The sequence below is a fragment of the Streptomyces sp. NPDC057950 genome, from assembly GCF_042887295.1.
Classification (GTDB): domain Bacteria; phylum Actinomycetota; class Actinomycetes; order Streptomycetales; family Streptomycetaceae; genus Streptomyces; species Streptomyces kaempferi.
Genome location: NZ_JBHVPP010000002.1, coordinates 549,491 through 566,946, shown reverse-complemented (window position 1 = coordinate 566,946; position 17,456 = coordinate 549,491). Strand labels below are relative to the sequence as shown.

The 17,456-nt window shown below is 72.2% G+C and carries 16 protein-coding genes; 6 read left to right on the top strand and 10 right to left on the bottom strand.

From position 1 onward, the window contains the following. Positions 1-20: 20 nt before the first annotated feature. Entirely contained in the window at positions 21-1,289 is a 1,269-nt protein-coding gene (tyrS, locus tag ACFVTC_RS06760) for a tyrosine--tRNA ligase (protein ID WP_390124637.1), read from the top strand. Positions 1,290-1,383: 94 nt separating this feature from the next. Here tyrS and ACFVTC_RS06755 read toward each other — a convergent pair whose 3' ends face one another. Further along, on the bottom strand, positions 1,384-1,659 hold the full coding sequence (locus tag ACFVTC_RS06755) for a GlsB/YeaQ/YmgE family stress response membrane protein (RefSeq protein WP_168527439.1): 276 nt from the start codon (positions 1,657-1,659) through the stop codon (positions 1,384-1,386). Positions 1,660-1,900: 241 nt separating this feature from the next. Between ACFVTC_RS06755 and ACFVTC_RS06750 the strand changes: the two genes are divergently transcribed. Both ACFVTC_RS06750 and ACFVTC_RS06745 read left to right on the top strand, forming a co-directional pair. Continuing rightward, on the top strand, positions 1,901-2,311 hold the full coding sequence (locus ACFVTC_RS06750; protein ID WP_390124635.1) for a DUF3099 domain-containing protein: 411 nt from the start codon (positions 1,901-1,903) through the stop codon (positions 2,309-2,311). 404 nt (positions 2,312-2,715) lie between these two features. Next, the gene (locus tag ACFVTC_RS06745) at positions 2,716-2,958 is read left to right on the top strand and encodes a hypothetical protein (RefSeq protein WP_390124633.1); all 243 of its coding nucleotides are present in this window, start codon (positions 2,716-2,718) and stop codon (positions 2,956-2,958) included. A gap of 31 nt (positions 2,959-2,989) precedes the next feature. Here the strand turns inward: ACFVTC_RS06745 and moaA are convergent, their stop codons facing one another. The 3 genes from moaA to ACFVTC_RS06730 form a co-directional block, all read right to left on the bottom strand. Then, positions 2,990-3,979 (bottom strand): GTP 3',8-cyclase MoaA, encoded by a 990-nt coding sequence (moaA, locus tag ACFVTC_RS06740; protein WP_390124631.1) that lies wholly within the window; start codon positions 3,977-3,979, stop codon positions 2,990-2,992. 145 nt (positions 3,980-4,124) lie between these two features. Continuing rightward, positions 4,125-5,747: a cation acetate symporter gene (locus ACFVTC_RS06735; RefSeq protein WP_390124629.1), complete on the bottom strand. Its 1,623-nt coding sequence runs from the start codon at positions 5,745-5,747 to the stop codon at positions 4,125-4,127. Further along, positions 5,744-6,100, bottom strand: coding sequence for a DUF485 domain-containing protein (locus tag ACFVTC_RS06730; protein ID WP_153291340.1), 357 nt, complete (start codon positions 6,098-6,100; stop codon positions 5,744-5,746). Before ACFVTC_RS06730 ends, ACFVTC_RS06735 begins: the two co-directional genes overlap by 4 nt. 390 nt (positions 6,101-6,490) lie before the next feature. On the opposite strand from ACFVTC_RS06730, the gene ACFVTC_RS06725 reads away from it, so the two are divergent. The 3 genes from ACFVTC_RS06725 (at position 6,491) to ACFVTC_RS06715 (ending at position 10,824) form a co-directional block, all read left to right on the top strand. Continuing rightward, a complete protein-coding gene (locus tag ACFVTC_RS06725; protein ID WP_390124627.1) occupies positions 6,491-8,017 on the top strand; it encodes a S8 family serine peptidase in 1,527 nt (508 codons plus the stop codon). 200 nt (positions 8,018-8,217) lie between these two features. Continuing rightward, on the top strand, positions 8,218-9,660 hold the full coding sequence (locus tag ACFVTC_RS06720; RefSeq protein WP_390124625.1) for a CoA transferase: 1,443 nt from the start codon (positions 8,218-8,220) through the stop codon (positions 9,658-9,660). Between the two features lie 144 nt (positions 9,661-9,804). After that, positions 9,805-10,824, top strand: coding sequence for a CopD family protein (locus ACFVTC_RS06715; protein ID WP_390124623.1), 1,020 nt, complete (start codon positions 9,805-9,807; stop codon positions 10,822-10,824). 450 nt (positions 10,825-11,274) lie between these two features. On the opposite strand, the gene ACFVTC_RS06710 is transcribed toward ACFVTC_RS06715, so the two are convergent. The 6 genes from ACFVTC_RS06710 to ACFVTC_RS06685 form a co-directional block, all read right to left on the bottom strand. Next, positions 11,275-12,324, bottom strand: coding sequence for a zinc-dependent alcohol dehydrogenase family protein (locus tag ACFVTC_RS06710; RefSeq protein ID WP_390124620.1), 1,050 nt, complete (start codon positions 12,322-12,324; stop codon positions 11,275-11,277). Positions 12,325-12,366: 42 nt separating this feature from the next. Then, entirely contained in the window at positions 12,367-13,053 is a 687-nt protein-coding gene (locus ACFVTC_RS06705) for a lysoplasmalogenase (protein WP_390124618.1), read from the bottom strand. Then, complete coding sequence (locus tag ACFVTC_RS06700; protein WP_390124616.1) at positions 13,050-13,922, bottom strand: sterol desaturase family protein; 873 nt, start codon at positions 13,920-13,922, stop codon at positions 13,050-13,052. The genes ACFVTC_RS06705 and ACFVTC_RS06700 overlap by 4 nt, the downstream gene beginning before the upstream one ends. Positions 13,923-14,091: 169 nt before the next feature. Further along, positions 14,092-14,802, bottom strand: a complete 711-nt coding sequence (locus tag ACFVTC_RS06695) for a VIT family protein (protein WP_390124614.1) — start codon at positions 14,800-14,802, stop codon at positions 14,092-14,094. A gap of 24 nt (positions 14,803-14,826) precedes the next feature. Further along, positions 14,827-16,035, bottom strand: coding sequence for an amidohydrolase family protein (locus ACFVTC_RS06690; protein WP_390124732.1), 1,209 nt, complete (start codon positions 16,033-16,035; stop codon positions 14,827-14,829). A 134-nt stretch (positions 16,036-16,169) separates the two neighbouring features. Beyond that, complete coding sequence (locus ACFVTC_RS06685; RefSeq protein ID WP_390124612.1) at positions 16,170-17,453, bottom strand: amidohydrolase family protein; 1,284 nt, start codon at positions 17,451-17,453, stop codon at positions 16,170-16,172. Positions 17,454-17,456 lie beyond the last annotated feature (3 nt).

The window sequence follows — 17,456 nt, the reverse complement described above, 5'->3', positions numbered from 1 at the left end:
CTCAAGGAGATACGAGAACCGTGACGGACATCGTCGACGAACTGAAGTGGCGGGGGCTGATCGCCCTCTCCACGGACGAGGACGCATTGCGCAAGGCGTTCGCGGACGGTCCCGTCACGTTCTATTGCGGCTTCGACCCGACCGCGCCCAGCCTGCATCTCGGCAACCTCGTGCAGATCCTCACGATGCGCCGGATCCAGCGGGCGGGCCACCGCCCACTGGGCCTGGTGGGCGGTGCCACCGGTCTGATCGGTGACCCGAAGCCGAACTCCGAGCGCACGCTGAACTCGCCCGAGGTCGTCGCCGAGTGGGTGCAGCGGCTGCGCGCGCAGATCGCCCCGCTGCTGGACTTCGAGGGCCCGAACGCCGCGGTGATGGTCAACAACCTGGACTGGACCCAGGGCATGTCGGCCATCGAGTTCCTGCGCGACATGGGCAAGCACTTCCGGGTCAACAAGATGATCGCCAAGGAGGCCGTCTCGCGGCGGCTCAACTCCGACGCGGGCATCAGCTACACGGAGTTCAGCTACCAGATCCTGCAGGGCATGGACTTCCTGGAGCTGTACCGGAGGTTCGGCTGCACACTGCAGACCGGCGGCAGCGACCAGTGGGGCAATCTCACCTCGGGCACGGACCTGATCCACCGGGTCGAGCCGGAGGCCGTGGTGCACGCGCTCGGCACTCCGCTGATCACCAAGGCGGACGGCACCAAGTTCGGCAAGACGGAGTCCGGCACGGTCTGGCTGGATCCCGAGATGACCACGCCGTACGCGTTCTACCAGTTCTGGCTGAACGCGGACGACCGGGACGTCTCCAAGTTCCTGCGCATCTTCAGCTTCCGGTCCCACGAGGAGATCGAGGACCTGGAGCGGCAGACCGAGGAGCGTCCGCAGGCCCGCGCGGCACAGCGCGCGCTCGCCGAGGAGCTGACCACGCTGGTGCACGGCGCCGCCCAGACGGCCGCCGTGATCGCCGCGTCCAGGGCCCTGTTCGGCCAGGGCGAGCTGGCGGAGCTCGACGCGAAGACGCTGGCAGCGGCCCTCTCCGAGGTGCCGCACATCCAGGTCGCCGAGCTCGGCCCCGCGGTGGACCTCTTCGCGGAGGTCGGCCTGGTCGCCAGCAAGTCCGCGGCGCGCCGTACGGTCAAGGAGGGCGGTGCCTACGTGAACAACACGAAGGTCACCGCCGAGGACGCGGTCCCCGCCCAGGAGGACCTGCTGCACGGGCGCTGGCTGGTACTGCGCCGCGGCAAGAAGAGCCTGGCCGCGGTGGAGGTCACGGGCGCCTGAGCGCGCGTGCGCACGCACGGCTGAGGGGGCGGCCCTGTCATGGGCCGCCCCCTCCTTCGTATTCGTACCGTCAGGCCGTCATGCCGCCGTACGCTCAGGCCCGCTGTCTGTTGCCGCGCAACGACATGTAGACCATGTCGCCCAGGAAGACGATGACGATGGCGGCCACCAGTTGCAGCGCGTGCCGGCCCCAGTCGATGCCCCTGGTCTCGGCGATGCCGAGCCAGCCCGCGATGGCGTTGCCGACGATCGCGCCGATGATGCCGAAGATGGTGGTCAGCCAGAGCGGGCTGTGCTGTTTGCCCGGAAGGATCGCCTTGGCCAGCAGGCCGAGCACGAAGCCCACGATGATCGCCCACAACCAGCCCATGTATGCCTCCTAGTACGGCTCCGCGTGAGCAGTACGGCCAGTCTCGGTCCGGCCGTCGTACGGCGCATGTCGGGCTCGGCCATACGCGGGACGGCGCATCAGGTCCCCTCGGACCGGACCCGCCCCGGTCTCGAAGGCGACGCAGGCGCGGCGTAACGTGGAACCTGTTCGGGCCCGCGTCCCTGACCGGGTCCGCGCGGGTACGGGCCGGGGAGAGTCCGACACAGGCAGGTGGTGGCACATGCTGCGGAAGCAGAGCGGCGGTCAGGTCTTCCGGATCACCGGGGCCAGGCAGGGGCTCGACGAGGACGTCCGCGGCAGACAGCGCCGTTACATCATCTCGATGTCCGTGCGCACGCTCTCCGTGATCCTCGCCGCCACCCTCTGGAACGTCGAACGGCACGTCGCGATCGTGGCGCTGGTGCTCGGGATCCTGCTCCCCTATGTCGCCGTGGTGATCGCCAACGCCGGCCGCGAGAACGCGCCGTCGCTGCCCTCCACCTTCGTCACTCTTCCCGGCCCCGCGATGATCTCCCCGCCGCGGCCGGACGCCTTCGCGAAGCCGGTCCCTGAGGACGTGGGCGCCGACGCCGGGACGGGACCGGGGGCCACCCGCGCGGGCGCGCAGGACTCCGAGTCGCCCCTCGCCTGACCACGGACGATCCGCCGGACGATCCGCCGAAAACGGAATCCGGCCGCGCGCCAAGCTCAAGAAAAGCTCAGATCAATCATGTTGTTCAGGTGCCGGGCAGCGGGTTACCCGTGACATACTTCGTACGCGCTCCGCATCCCCCGTCGGAGCGACAGACCGACGCCGGGCAGCTCCCCCCGTGGCTGCTCGGCGTCGCCTTTTGGGAGCCGTTTCCGGGGCCGGATCAGGGTCGGTTCGACGAACGGGGAGAGCGGTTCGGGGCCCGTTCGGACGCTGCGCGAGAGACTGCGCGAGGGTCCCGGTCGAAGATCGATCGAAGACCGGTTCATGGCCGTCCACGGGGCCGTACGAGGTTCGTTCGGGGGGCGTTCGGAACAGCTCCGGCAGCCGCCTAGGGTTGAGTCGTGAACCTCCCGCTCTTCGACCCGTCGCCCGCTCCCGCCACCCCGCAGTGCTCCGCCAAGGCGTGCCGCGCCGACGCGGTGTGGGTGCTCGCCTGGAACAACCCGAAGCTGCACGCACCGGAGCGCCGCAAGACCTGGCTGGCGTGCGACGAGCACCGCGAACACCTGTCCCAGTTCCTCGGCGTGCGAGGGTTCCTGAAGGACGTGGTCCCGCTGGCGGACTGGGTGGCCCCCGGCGCCTGAGCTCGCGCCCTGGCCCCCCGGCGGGATCGCCTCAGCCGCCGATCGCGGACATCGGGCGCGCCGGCTGCAGGAACGACGGATCGTCCAGACCGGAGCCCGCCTTCTTGCCCCACATCGCCAGGCGCCAGACGCGCGCGATCTCCTCGTCGGGAGCCTCCGAGCGCAGCGCGGCGCGCAGATCGGTCTCCTCGGTCGCGAACAGACACGTGCGTATCTGGCCGTCGGCGGTGAGACGCGTACGGTCGCAGGCCGCGCAGAACGGGCGGGTGACGGAGGCGATCACGCCGACGCGGTGCGGGCCGCCGTCGACGAGCCAACGCTCGGCCGGAGCGGACCCGCGCTCGCCGTCGCCCTCCTCGGTGAGCGTGAAGCGCGTACGCAGCGAGTCGAGGATGTCGCCCGCGGTGACCATGCCCTCGCGCTTCCAGCCGTGCTGGGCGTCCAGGGGCATCTGCTCGATGAAACGCAGCTCGTAGTCGTGCGCGACGGCCCAGGCGAGCAGGTCCGGGGCCTCGTCTTCGTTCAGGCCCGGCATCAGGACCGTGTTGACCTTGACCGGGGTCAGACCCGCGTTATGGGCGGCTTCTAGGCCCGCGACGACGTCGTGGTGACGGTCCCGGCGGGTGAGGGTCTTGAAGACCTCCGGGCGCAGCGTGTCCAGTGACACGTTCACCCGGTCCAGTCCCGCCGCCTTCAGGGCGGCGGCGGTGCGCTCGAGGCCGATGCCGTTGGTGGTCAGGGACATCCGCGGGCGGGGCGTGAGCGCGGCGGCCCGCTCCACGATGCCCACCAGGCCGGGGCGCAGCAGGGGCTCACCGCCGGTGAAGCGGACCTCGGTGACACCGAGACGGGTGACGGCGATCCCGATGAGACGGACGATCTCGTCGTCCGTGAGCAGATCGGGCTTGGACAGCCATTGCAGGCCCTCTTCGGGCATGCAGTAGGTGCACCTCAGATTGCACTTGTCCGTCAGGGAGACGCGCAGGTCGGTGGCTACTCGGCCGTAGGTGTCGATGAGCATGTCGGCCCCCTCCCTCGATGCGGATCATCCTTGCCCGGCACGTTCGAGCCTACGTGACAGGGCGGACATCCAGCGTGGCCGGATCCCACGAGGTACGGCGCGGCCGCGTCGTAGGGATCTACGACGCGGCCGTCGGCGAGGGGCGTCAGTGCGCTCCGGTGCCCGTCAGGGAGCGGACCTCCAGCTCGGCGTACTTGCCGGCGTCGGGCTCCTCCTTGGACAGCAGGGTGCCCAGCCAGCCCAGCAGGAAGCCGACCGGGATCGAGATGATGCCGGGGTTCTCCAGCGGGAACCAGTGGAAGTCGACGTCCGGGAACATCGAGGTGGGTTTGCCGGAGACGACGGGCGAGAACAGCACCAGGCCGACCGCCGTGACCAGACCGCCGTAGATCGACCAGAGGGCGCCCGGGGTGGTGAACCGCTTCCAGAAGAGGCTGAAGAGGATCGTCGGCAGGTTGGCGGACGCGGCGACGGCGAAGGCGAGGGCGACCAGGCCGGCGACGTTGAGGTCACGGGCGAGGGCGCCCAGGAGGATGGACACGGCGCCGATGCCGACCGTCGCGTACCGGGCCGCCCTGATCTCGTCCTTCTCGTCGGCCTTCCCCTTCTTGATGACGTTCGCGTAGATGTCGTGCGCGAACGACGAGGAGGAGGCCAGCGTCAGGCCCGCGACGACCGCGAGGATCGTGGCGAAGGCGACGGCGGAAATGGAGGCCAGCAGGATGGCGCCCCAGTCGGAGTCGACGCCTCCCAGGTGCAGGGCCAGCAGGGGCGCGGCCGTGTTGCCCGCCTTGTTGGAGGCGATGATCTCGTCGGGTTTGATCAGCGCGGCGGCGCCGAAGCCGAGGGCGAGGGTCATCAGGTAGAAGGCGCCGATGAGGCCGATCGCCCAGTTCACGGACTTCCGCGCGGTCTTCGCCGTGGGCACGGTGTAGAAGCGGATCAGGATGTGCGGAAGTCCGGCGGTGCCCAGGACCAGGGCCATGCCGAGGGAGAGGAAGTCCAGCTTGGTCGTGGAGGTGGCGCCGTACTTCAGGCCGGGCTCCAGGAAGGGCGCGCCCTTGCCGCTGTTGTCGGCCGCCTTGCCGAGCAGGTCGGAGATGTTGAAGTTGAACTTCAGCAGGACCAGGAAGGTGAGCAGCAGCGCGCCGATGATCAGCAGGACGGCCTTGACCATCTGCACCCAGGTGGTGCCCTTCATGCCGCCGATGGTCACGTACACGATCATCAGGACGCCGACGAGGGCGACGATGGCGACCTTGCCGCCGTCGCTGGTGATGCCGAGGAGCAGCGAGACCAGGACGCCCGCGCCGGCCATCTGGGCCAGCAGGTAGAAGATCGACACGACGATCGTTGAGGTGCCGGCGGCGGTGCGTACCGGGCGCTGGCGCATGCGGTACGCCAGGACGTCGCCCATGGTGTAGCGGCCGGAGTTGCGCAGCGGTTCGGCGACCAGGAGCAGGGCCACCAGCCAGGCGACGAGGAAGCCGATGGAGTACAGGAAGCCGTCGTAGCCGAAGAGGGCGATGGCGCCGGCGATGCCGAGGAACGAGGCCGCGGACATGTAGTCGCCGGAGACGGCCAGTCCGTTCTGGAATCCGGTGAACTGGCGGCCGCCCGCGTAGAAGTCGGCGGCGTCCTTGGTCTGGCGGCCCGCCCAGACGGTGATGACGAGGGTCGCGGCGACGAACACCGAGAACAGGGTGATGATCAGCGGCCGGTGCTGACTTGCTTCACCGGCTGCGATCAGGGTCGGTACGGGGCTCATGCGCCGCCCTCCATCCGGGACTTGATCGCCTCGGCCTTGGGGTCGAGCTGCGCGGCGGCGTGCCGCGAGTACCACCAGGCGATGAGGAACGTGGTGAGGAACTGGGCGAGTCCGAGGACCAGGGCGACATTGACGTTGCCGGCCACCTTGGTGCCCATGAAGTCGCCCGCGTAGTTCGAGAGCAGGACGTACAGCAGGTACCAGGCGATGAAGCCGACGGTCAGGGGGAAGGCGAAGGAGCGGTGCGAGCGGCGCAGTTCGGCGAACTCGGCGCTCTGCTGCACCTCCGCGAACTCCTCGGTCGAGGGCAGTCCTGGATCGGCCTTCGAGGGGGGCGGTGCGTCGGTAGCCACGGAGTCTCCTCGCGTTGCGGGTGCGGATGTGACGGTGGGCGGGGCGAGTTGGGGCTCGCGGACCGGGTCGGGTCGGGCACGGACGTTGTACGAACCTCACAGTGGCACGGATCACGTTGACCGGGTGGTGACGGTGTGCGTCGGGTGTGATCCGCCGGGGGCCCGAGCGGGCTCGCGCTCCCGTTCAAGGTCACGGCGCCGCGCGCGGACCGGTTCAACTCCCCGGGGTTCTTTCGGAAGTCGGCTCCCAGGTGTTTCGGAAGTCATCTCCGGAAATCGTTGCTGGCCAGCTCGGACGGGGGATAGCTTCGGCCTGCACCACTCGTCATGTACCTGCCCGAGCGCCCCGTGTGTTCGGGCGGCTTTCGTTCCGGATGATGTGGAGATCCCATGGCTCATCTGCGATCCAGACGCCGGCTCGCCCTCGCGGTACCGGTCGTCCTGTCGCTCACCGCCTCGCTCGGCTTCCTGCCGGGCGCCGCGTCGGCCGCACCACTCACCGCGTCCACCGCCACCCGGGCGGACGGCCCCGCCCTGGCGTACGTGGTCAACACCAGGACGGACCACCACACGATCGCGTCGGTGAAGAAGGCGATCGCCGCGGCCGGCGGCAGTGTCGTCATCGCCTACGAGCAGATCGGCGTGATCGTCGTCCACTCCGCCGACCCGGACTTCGGCAGCCGGATCCGCGCCGTGCGCGGGGTGCAGTCGGCCGGTGCGACACGGACGGCGCCGCTGGCGGCCGCGGGGACCACGGACGAGGGCGCGGCGAAGGTGCTGTCGGCCGCGGAGGCGGCCAAGGTCTCCCGGAGCGCCGCGCCGGGCCAGGAGCCCCTGGAGGCCGACCAGTGGGACCTGCGCGCGATAGGCGCCGACAGGGCCGCGAAGAAGGACCCGGGCAGCAAGAAGGTGACGGTGGCCGTGATCGACGTGGGTGTCGACGACACCCACCCCGACATCGCCCCGAACTTCTCCGCCTCCCAGTCCGCGAACTGTGTGGGCGGCAAGCCGGACACCACGTACGGCGCCTGGCGCCCGGTGGACGCCGACCACTACCACGGCACGCATGTCGCGGGTGAGATCGCCGCCGCCCGCAACGGCGTCGGTGTCGCGGGCGTGGCACCGGGTGTGAAGGTCTCGGGCATCACGGTGGCCGAGCCGGACTCCACCCAGCTGTTCTACCCGGAGAGCGTCGTGTGCGCCTTCGTGTTCGCCGCCGACCACGGCGTGGAGATCACCAACAACAGCTACTACGTGGACCCGTGGCTCTACAACTGCATGGACGACCCCGACCAGCGGGCGATCGTCGACGCGGTCGACCGGGCCCAGCTGTACGCCCAGCGGAAGGGCACGCTCAACGTCGCCGCGGCGGGCAACTCCAACGACGACCTCGACGCGGACGCGCTCTCCGACGCGTCCAGCCCCGACGACTCGACGCCCGTCCCCCGCACCGTCGACCCGCACAAGTGCTTCGACGTGCCGACCCAGCTGCCGGGCGTCGTCACGGTGAGCTCGACCGGTGTCACCGGAGCCAAGTCGTACTTCTCCAGCTACGGCAAGGGCGTCATCGACGTCGCGGCGCCCGGCGGTGACCGGTTCCAGATCCCGGACACTCCGTCGAAGAACGGCCGCATCCTGTCCACGCTGCCGAACAACCAGTACGGCTGGCTGCAGGGCACCTCGATGGCGACACCGCACGTCGCGGGCGTGGCGGCGCTGCTGAAGTCCAAGTACCCCTGGGCCGGCCCGGCCACGCTCCAGAGGCTCCTGAAGGCCGAGGCGGACAACCCCGGTTGCCCGGCCGGCCCGTACGACGGGAACGGCGACGGCGTAGTCGACGCCACCTGCGTCGGCAACAAGCACCTGAACGGGTTCTACGGAGCCGGGATCGTCAACGCGCTGCGAGCGGTCAGGTAGCCCGGGACCCGAGGCCTCCGGCGCGGGCGACGCGTCGGTGACACCCGTGTGGTGACGGCGCCTCACCCGCGCCGCCGGTGCCATGGCCGTTCACCGAGGACGGCCGTGGCACCGGGGCGCAAGCGGCGGCGAAAGGGTCCGCTCCGGACTCTGCGGCGGTGGGTTCCGGGCACCCGGAACCCACCTGGCACAGTGTCCGCATGACGCGATCGGCTGCTGGTACGGAGTCCGTGTGGGCGGCGCTGGGCGGAGACCCGGCGCTGCTGTCCCGACTGTCGACGGTCGTCCGGCCGGGAGCGCTCGACGCCCGTCTGCCCGTACGGGAGTTGGCGCGGGCGTGCGTGGGCGCGTGCGCGCTCGCGGGCGCCGAGCTGACCGCCGTCCGCACCGGAGGGAACGTTCCCGGGGTGCTGGTCGACGACGCGGCCGTCGCCACCGCGTTCGTCAGCGAACGGCATCTGCTCGTCGACGGACGAGCCCCCGTGAACTTCGCGCCGCTGTCCCGGTTCTGGCGGACCGCCGACGGCTGGGTGCGCACGCACGCCAACTACCCCCACCACCGGGCGCGGCTGCTCGAGTCGCTGAGGCTGGACGCGGACGCGTCCGTGGAGACGGTCGCCGCCTGCCTCGGCGAGCGATCCGCCGCGGAGGTGGAGGCCACCGTGTACGCGGCCGGGGGTCTGGCCGTCGCCCTGCGTACGCCCGCGCAGTGGGCGGCGCACGAACAGGGGGCGGCCGTCGCGCGCCACCCCCTGCTGAGCCGGGAGTCCGTCGCCGGGGCGGAGCGGTCGGCGCCGAGCGCACCGGGGCGGCTCTCCGGTGATCCGCTGCGGCCCGCGGCCGGCGTGCGGGTGCTGGACCTCACCCGGGTCATCGCCGGCCCGGTCGCCACCCGCACCCTCGCCCTGCTGGGCGCCGACGTCCTGCGCGTGGACACGCCATGGCTGCCCGAGGACCCCGACGCGCACGCCGACACCGGCTTCGGGAAACGTTCCACCCGGCTCGACCTGGGCGTGCGCGCGGACCGCCGTACCTTCGAGGACCTGCTCGCCGGGGCCGACGTCGTGGTCACCGGGTACCGGCCCGGCGCCCTCGACCGCTTCGCGCTCACGCCGGAGGCACTGGCCGTGCGGCGGCCCGGCCTGGTGGTCGCGCAGTTGTCGGCGTGGGGCCGGTACGGGCCGTGGTCCGGGCGGCGGGGCTTCGACAGCCTGGTGCAGGTCGCCACCGGGATCGCGGCGATCGAGGGGTCCGCCGAGCGGCCGGGTGCGCTGCCCGCGCAGGCCCTCGACCACGGCACGGGGTATCTGCTGGCCGCCGCGGTGCTCCGGTCGCTCACCGAGCGGTCCCGGGAGGGCGGGACGCGGCTCGTCCGGCTGGCGCTCGCCCGGACGGCCGCGTGGCTGGTCGACGGTCTCGGGCGTCCGGACGAGGAGCGTCCGGACCAGGAGCGTCCGGACCAGGAGCGTCCGGACGAGGAGCGCTGGGATGCCTCGTACGACCCGGAACCCTGGCTCGCCGAGACCGACAGTGACCTGGGCCGGCTCAAGTACGCCAGGACACCCGTCTCCTTCACCGGCGGGCCGGCCGACTGGGCGCGGCCACCGGGACGTTGGGGGACGGACGCGGCCCGGTGGGCCTGAGCCACCGGGCCGCGCCGAGCACCCGGTGCGCCCGGCGGGCGTGAGCGAGGGCCCGGCCGGACAGGTACCTGCGGGCGGAATGCCGAACCACCGCTTCTTTCCCCGCACTTGCCCGGATCTGCGCCGACTGGCGAAGATCTCGGGGTGACCTCGACACGACCGGCGGCCGAGGCGGCGGGCACAAATGGTCCGGCGCGGCGCCCGGCGGCCGGACCGGCCGTCGCCCTCCTCGTCCTGGTGGCCCTGGCCGCCCTGATCCCGCTGTTCGGCCCGCGCCCCGCGCTGGACGGCACCGGCGAGGCCGCCGCCCCCGGAACAGGCGGCATCGCCCTGCTGCGTACGGTCCTGTTCGCGGCGCTGTGCGTCCCCACGGGCGAACTGTTCGCGGCCCGGCTGGCCCGCCGTGTACCGGGTGCGCCTTCGCGGGTGGCGCCGCGCAGCTGGGCACCGTACGCCGCCGCCGCGGGCTTCGTCGCCGCGCTGGGGCTCGCCTCGGTGGTGGCCACCGGCAATCTGCTGCCGCACCACCTCTCCGACGTGGACGTCGGCGGCCTCTACCGGACCCGGGACGGAAAGCTCGCGCTCCTGGAGGTCAACGCGTTCGCCGTGGCGGGGCTGTGCGCCCTCTCGCGACGGCCGGCCGCCCAGGTCTGGCCGCTGACAGCGGTCGCGGTCGCGGAGGCGCTGCGCGCCCATCCGCCGGCCGAGCACCAGCCGCTGATCGGATCCGGTCTGACCCTCGTCCACGTGACCTGCGCGGCCCTGTGGGCGGGCGGCCTGCCGCACGTCCTGCGGACGCTGCGCGCGTGGGGCGCCGCCGAGGCCGGTGCGGCGCTGCTCGGCCGCTACGCGCGCGTGGCCGCCGTCCTGTTCGCGGTGATCACCGCGACGGGCGCGGGAAGCACGCTGCGCCGGATGCCGTCCGGCACGGTCCTGGACCAGCTGACGTCGACGTCGTACGGGCGCGCCCTGCTGGCCAAGCTGCTCCTGGTGACGGCCGTCGCCGTGCTGGCCCTGCTCGCGCGGCTGCGGCTGCGGCTGCGCCGGTCCGCGGACCGGTTCGGCGCCGGTGTCCCCGCGCGCGGGGAGGTCGCGGCACTGGCCCTGGTCGTCGCGGCGTCGGGGCTGCTGACGGCGCTGCCGCTGCCCATCAGATGGTCATGAACGGTCGGACGGACGGCGGACAGCCGACGCTTTACGGACGGCGGACGGTCGGCCAGTCGGCTAGTCAGCTAGTCGGCGGACGGCGGCTGGCGGACGGTCGGCGGCTGGCGGACGGCGGACGGCGGCTGACGGCTAGCGGCTGGCGGCTGGCGGCTGGCGGGCGGCGGCTGACGGCTGGCGGGCGGTCAACGGCGGGCGGCGGTCGGTCGGCCGGTCACCGGACGGAGGACGGTCGGCCGGTCACCGGACGGACCGTCACCGGACGGCGGCGGGCGGACGGCGGATCGCCGTCCGCCGCGTGTCCGGCTCCCGCCGCCAGGGGCGTCGGCAGGGCGCGGGACGGCCAGGGGTCGGCAGACCTCGGACCGCCGGGAGCCGCCGGGAGCCGCCGGGGCGTCGTCGGCCTTCGGAGCTTCACCGGCCGCCAGGCCGCCGTCGGTCTTCGGACCGTCAGCAGCCGTTGGTGACGAGCACCTTGAGGGCGGTGCGCTCGTCCATCGCCTTGTAGCCCTCGGGCACGCCCTCCAGGTCGACGGTCCGGTCGAAGACGGGCGACGGGTCGATGGTGCCGTCGAGGACGTCGGGCAGCAGCTCCGGGATGTACGCGCGCACCGGTGCGACACCGCCGCGCAGCGCGATGTTCCGGTCGAACATGACGCCCAGGTCCAGGCCCGTGCCACTGCCGTGCGGCACCCCGACGAAGCCGATGGCGCCGCCGTCGCGGGTGATGTTCACGGCCGTCCGCATGGACTGCTCGGTGCCGACCGCCTCCACGACGGCGTGCGCGCCCTGTCCCCGGGTCAGCTCGCGCACGGCCTCGACGGCCGCCTCGCCGCGCTCGGCGACGACGTCCGTGGCGCCGAAACGGCGCGCGATGTCCGTACGCACCTCATGGCGTCCGAGTGCGATGATCCGCTCGGCGCCGAGCCGCTTGGCGGCCAGGACGGCGCACAGGCCCACGGCGCCGTCCCCGACGACCGCGACGGTGGCGCCCTTGCGGGCCCCCGCGCCGAGGGCCGCGTGGTGGCCGGTGCCCATGACGTCGGACAGCGTCAGCAGGGCCGACAGCAGACGGTCGTCCGAGGCCGCCTCCTTGGGCAGCTGGACGAGGGTGCCGTCGGCGAAGGGGACCCGCACGGCCTCGCCCTGCCCGCCGTCGTAACCCACCGCCCCCCAGAAGCCGCCGTGCTCGCACGAGGTGGTGAGCCCCTCGCGGCAGTAGTCGCAGACGCCGTCGGACCACATGAACGGTGCGACCACGAGGTCCCCGCGCCGCACCCCCGTCACGTCGGATCCGGCGTCCTCGACGATGCCGAGGAACTCGTGCCCGATCCGCTGCCCCGCCTTGCGCGCCGCCTCACCCCGGTAGGCCCACAGGTCGCTTCCGCAGATGCAGGACCGCAGCACCCGGACGACCGCGTCGGTCGGCAACTGCACCACGGGCTCGGGCACGTCCTCCACACGCATGTCGTACGGGGCGTGGATGGTGGTGGCGCGCATGACGAGGATCCTTCTCGGCTGATCGGCTGGGGTGAGATGCGCTCAGGGGGTGGTTGAGCGCATCTCACCGTACGCCGCCCTCGGCGCGGGCCGCGCGCCGAGGGTGCTCAGGACTCCGCTGACCAGCAAGAACTGGGCGGCGGCATAGGTCGACATGATCCAGAAGTCCGGTCTCGGGAGCTGCGGCCAGTCGGCGACCCCGGTGGCGATGAGCGTGTCCGAGAGCATGAACAGCGCCCCGCCGGCGGCCGCGAGGCGTCCGAGTCCGGTGGCGCCGTACGCCATCGCGGTCAGCAGCAGGCTGTAGCCGGCCACGGGGATCCGCAGACCCGCGGGCAGGCCGGGCCAGAGCAGGACGACCGTGGCGCTCAGGGCGAGGACGTAGCCGGTGAGCAGTGCGCCCCGCGCGCGGGTGGCCGGGCGGAGCGCGGCGGTTCGTCGGAAGAGGACGAGATAGCAGACGTGTCCGGCCGCGAAGGAGGCCATCCCCACCAGGAAGGCCGGGTCGGCGTCGGACAGCAGCAGGAGGTCGCCGCCCCAGCCGCAGAGCAGCGCGGCGACCAGGAGGCGCGGTCCGCCGCGGGCGACCGTGTGGGCGGCGAGCAGCGGCATCAGGAGGGGCTTGGCGACGAGGTGCCCCGGTGTGAACCCGGCGGCCAGCGAGACGAGGTCCACGAGGGCCGCCACGCCGAAGGAGACGAGCAGCACGCGCGCGTGCCGTGTGCTCACGCGGCGGACTCCGTGACCGGCGCGCGCTCGGCGCGGGCCGGGGCCGGCTGCCAGCCGGGGCCGCCGAAGACCCGTCCCGCCCGCTCGCGCCAGCTCGCCGCCGCCCTCAGGTCCCGGGCGATGGCGGCGTACTCATGGGTGGCGACGCGCAGCGGGTTGTATGTGGCGATGTTCTTGGTGAGCCCGTAGACGGGCCGCTCGGTCTCCGGGACGAAGGACCCGAAGAGCCGGTCCCACACGATGAGGATCCCGCCGAAGTTGCGGTCCAGGTAGCCGCCCTGGGAGGCGTGGTGCACCCGGTGGTGCGACGGCGTGTTGAAGACGAACTCGAACCAGCGGGGCATCCGGTCGATCCGCTCGGTGTGGATCCAGAACTGGTAGACGAGGTTCGCGGACGAGCAGAAGGCGAGCGCCGCCGGGTGCACGCCGAGGGCGATCAGCGGCACGTAGAAGGGCCACACGGTCCAGGTGGTCCAGGGCTGGCGCAGCGCGGTCGTGAGGTTGAACTTCCGGCTGGAGTGGTGGACGACGTGGCAGGCCCACAGGATGCGGATGACGTGGTGTCCGCGGTGCGACCAGTAGTAGAGGAAGTCCTGTCCCAGCAGCATCAGCGGGACGGTCCACCACAGCACCGGAACCCGCAGCGGTGTCAGTTCGTAGATCGCGGTGTAGAGCGCGACGATCGGGATCTTCCAGAGGAAGTCGAAGACGAGACTGCCGAGGCCCATGCCGACGCTGGTGGCGGCGTCCTTCGCCTCGTACCCCTCGTCCTCCTCGTCCGGATGGATCCTGACACTCACGATCTCGATCACGGTGAGCAGCACGAAGGCGGGTATCGACCACAGCACGACATCGGGCAGGTTCGGCATGGATGCACCGTAGGACGGCGGACCGGCCGCGGCTAGACGTTGTTACCGACAAGTATTACCGGCGGTACGCGCTTGCTTCTTGGTGATCTCCGCCAATGGGGGGCCGGCGCCGGCGGATGTGGGCGGGACCCGCGGGGCACCTTCACGGGTCGTCCACCGCCGCGGCACCTCATGTCCCGGCCGCTCCCAGCAGCACCCCCGCCAGGTACGTCACCCCCATCGCCAGCGCCCCGCCCGCCACGTTCCGCAGGACCGCGTGGCGGGGGTCCGCCGCACCCAGGCGGGCGCTCACCCAGCCGGTGACGAAAAGGGAGGCGAGGACGGAGACCACGGTGACGGGCAGGCGCCAGCCGGCCGGCGGGAGGACGATCGCCAGCAACGGCAGCAGGGCGCCCACCGTGAAGGACACGAAACTCGCCCAGGCGGCGTGCCACGGGTTGGTGAGATCGTCGGGGTCGATGCCGAGCTCCACGCGCGCGTGGGCCCTGAGCGCGTCCCGTTCGGTGAGCTGCTGTGCCGCTTCCCGGGCCACCTCCCGCGACAGGCCGCGCTGCTCCAGGAGTTCGGTCAGCTCCTCGAGTTCGGCCTCGGGCTGCTCACTGAGTTCGCGTCGTTCCGTCGCCAGCGCGGCCTTCTCGGAGTCCAGCTGGGTGGAGACCGAGACGTACTCCCCCGCCGCCATGGACATCGAGCCGGCCAGCAGGCCCGCGAGGCCCGCCGTCAGCAGTGCGCCGCGGTCGTCCGTGGCGCCCGCGACCCCGACGACGAGACCCGCGGTGGAGACGATCCCGTCGTTGGCGCCCAGGACCCCGGCCCGCAGCCAGTTCAGCCGCGATCCGAGGGTTCCTTTGTGGGCCTCGTCGTGCGTCGCTTCGGTCACACGGCGAGGATCGCACCCGGTGCGTCACCACACGCGCACCGACCCTCCCTTCGCGAACGCCGGGCTCGTCGCGTCGGCGGGCGGTTCGCCGAGCGGTTCGGCGAGTTCCGCCACCGTCGGTCCCGCCTCGGCCGCGAGCGGGGCGAGACGCTCCAGGTCGAAGCCGTACACCCGGGCCGCGTTGCCGCCGACCATGGCGGCGACCTCCTCCCGCGGCAGCCCGGCGTAGGCGATCCGCAGCCCTTCGCGGGAGTAGGGGTGGGTGCCCTCGTCGTGCGGGTAGTCGCTGCCCCACATGATCTTGTCGAGGCCGATGCGGTCGCGCAGCGGCACCTCGTGCGGGCGCATGAAGCTCGCGCCGACCCAGCAGTTCTCGCGCCAGACCCGGGAGGGCCGCTCGCCCATCGAGGCCCCGAGCCCGGCGCCGAACTTGGCCTCCGCGGTGGACGCCCTCGTCCCGGCGGCGACCAGTCGCCCGTGGTAGTAGTCCAGCATGTCGAGCACCCCGGGGATCCAGCCCGAACCCTGCTCGGTCAGCACCAGTCTCAGTCCGGGATGCCTGCGGAACGCGCCGCCGAACACCAGGTGCCACAGCGCCCGGTGCGAGAACCACGTCGTCTCCACCATGAAGACCGCACGTGCGGCGGGCTCGTCGCCCAACGGCGGGGACGCGGAACCCGCGTGGTGGTTCACGGGCACGCCCAGCTCGGCGCAGACCGCCCAGATCGGGTCGTACGCCGTCGAGTACAGCTCGGGCAGGCCCGACCCCGGGGGCGTGCCGGGCAGCAGGAGACCGCCGCCGAGGCCCGCGCCGACCGCCCAGCGGATCTCCCGCACGGCCTCGTCGACGTCGTTCAGGAGGATCTGGAACACGCCCGCCCGGCGGCCGGGCGCGGCCGCGCAGAAGTCCGCCAGCCAGCGGTTGTGGGCGCGCAGCCCGGCCCACCGCCGTGCGAACTCCTGTCCCGTCGGCGCCGGTGCCGTCAGGGACGCCGACGGGAAGAAGGGCGGGATGGTGTTCGGGAAGACGACCTCGGCGACGATCCCGTCCCGCTCCAGTTCCGCGAGGCGCCGCTCGGAGTTCCAGTTCCTGTCCGCCGTGTCGGCGAGCAGGTCCTGGTACGGGTTGACGTACGTGGCCGCCCACGCGTCGAACTCGTCGTGGTGCTCCTTCGCCAAGTAGGGCCTGTAGTCGAGGAGATCGGCGCCCGCGTGGCAGTCGGCCGAGATCACCGTGTACCGGTCGCCGTCGGGGGGCGCCGCGGGGGTGCCAGGGGTCGACGGGGTCGACGGGGTCGACGGGGTCGACGGGGTCGACGGGGTCGACGGGGTCGACGGGGTCGACGGGGTCGACGGGGTCGACGGGGTCATGGTGTGGCCCCCAGTACGGGGAAGTCGTGGTCCGTGAGCCAGTGGCGGCCCACCTCGCGCGAGCGTGCCCAGGACGCCGTCACGGCCGCCTGGTCCTCGGACTGGCCGAGGTCGGCCGGGGTCGGGCCGATGCGCCGGGCGAGCGGGGCCAGTTTCCCGGTGTCGAAGCCGAAGACCTCGGCGGCCGCCAGACCGAGCATGCGGCGGGTCTCCGCCACCGGGATGTCGTGGAACGTCCTCGACAGCCACGCGCGCGTGTCGGGCCAGGTGCCCTCGGGATGCGGGAAGTCGCTGCCCCACAGGATGTTGTCGACGCCGATCTCGTAGCGCTGGGCGAGTTCGCGCCGCTTGGTGTTGGTGGCGCAGACGAACACCTGGCGGTCCAGGTACTCGTGCGGGGGCCGCTTCAGCTCGGCGAAGGGCGACAGCTTCTTGCCGCCGTGCGCGCCGAGGTAGAGGCGGTCCATGAACCAGAGGAGGTTCGGCAGCCACCAGCAGCCCGACTCCGCGACGCCGAACCTGAGGACCGGGTGCCGCTCGAGGACTCCCGACCAGAGCAGGAACCACAGCGGACGCGCCGGCCACCACGTCACCTCGCTCACGTAGATGCCGAGGTGGTCGCCGTACTCGTGGCGCGGCGCCGCCCCGGAATGGGTGACCACCGGGAGCCCGCACTCGGCGGCCGCCGCCCACACGGGGTCGTAACGGCGGTCGTGGTAGGGCTCCTTGTCGACCCACATGGCGGGGATCATCAGGGCGCCGAGCCCCGACTCCTTGGCGCGGTACACCTCCGCGACGACCAGATCGGTCTCCGCCGTGACGGGCAGCAGCGCGACCCCCCGGTGCCGTTCGGGGTTCTCGCCCACGAACTCCGCGAGCCATCGGTTGTGGGCCCGCGCGCCCGCCATGCCCAGCGCCGGGTCCTGGTCGCCGGAGAGGCCGAGGCCCACGCCGAAGGGGGCGGCCGTCCGGCTGTCCACGGCGTCGGCGTCCGGGAAGACCACCTCCCCGGCCACCCCGTCGCCGTCCAGCTCCTTCAGGCGCTGCCCGGTGTCCCACCCGCCGCGCAGACCCTCCTCGTTGTCCCGGAACCACTTGTCCGCGAACGCCTCGTTGCGGACGCCGAGCCGTGTCATCTCCTCACGGCGCCGGTCCCGGCCCGCGAGGAACTCGTCGAAGTCCCGGTGGAAACGGGAGTCGAGGTAGGGCCGGTACTCCTCGGTGGGGAGTCCGGCATGGCAGTCGGAGGAGATGATCAGGTAGGGATCCAGGTCGGTCATCGG

Coding starts and splice junctions, on each gene's coding strand:
- ACFVTC_RS06755 (WP_168527439.1), bottom strand. CDS start 1,659: ATGGGCTGGTTGTGGGCGATCATCGTGGGCTTCGTGCTCGGCCTGCTG.
- ACFVTC_RS06750 (WP_390124635.1), top strand. CDS start 1,901: ATGCTGCGGAAGCAGAGCGGCGGTCAGGTCTTCCGGATCACCGGGGCC.
- moaA (WP_390124631.1), bottom strand. CDS start 3,979: ATGCTCATCGACACCTACGGCCGAGTAGCCACCGACCTGCGCGTCTCC.
- ACFVTC_RS06735 (WP_390124629.1), bottom strand. CDS start 5,747: ATGAGCCCCGTACCGACCCTGATCGCAGCCGGTGAAGCAAGTCAGCAC.
- ACFVTC_RS06725 (WP_390124627.1), top strand. CDS start 6,491: ATGGCTCATCTGCGATCCAGACGCCGGCTCGCCCTCGCGGTACCGGTC.
- ACFVTC_RS06720 (WP_390124625.1), top strand. CDS start 8,218: ATGACGCGATCGGCTGCTGGTACGGAGTCCGTGTGGGCGGCGCTGGGC.
- ACFVTC_RS06710 (WP_390124620.1), bottom strand. CDS start 12,324: ATGCGCGCCACCACCATCCACGCCCCGTACGACATGCGTGTGGAGGAC.
- ACFVTC_RS06700 (WP_390124616.1), bottom strand. CDS start 13,922: ATGCCGAACCTGCCCGATGTCGTGCTGTGGTCGATACCCGCCTTCGTG.
- ACFVTC_RS06685 (WP_390124612.1), bottom strand. CDS start 17,453: ATGACCGACCTGGATCCCTACCTGATCATCTCCTCCGACTGCCATGCC.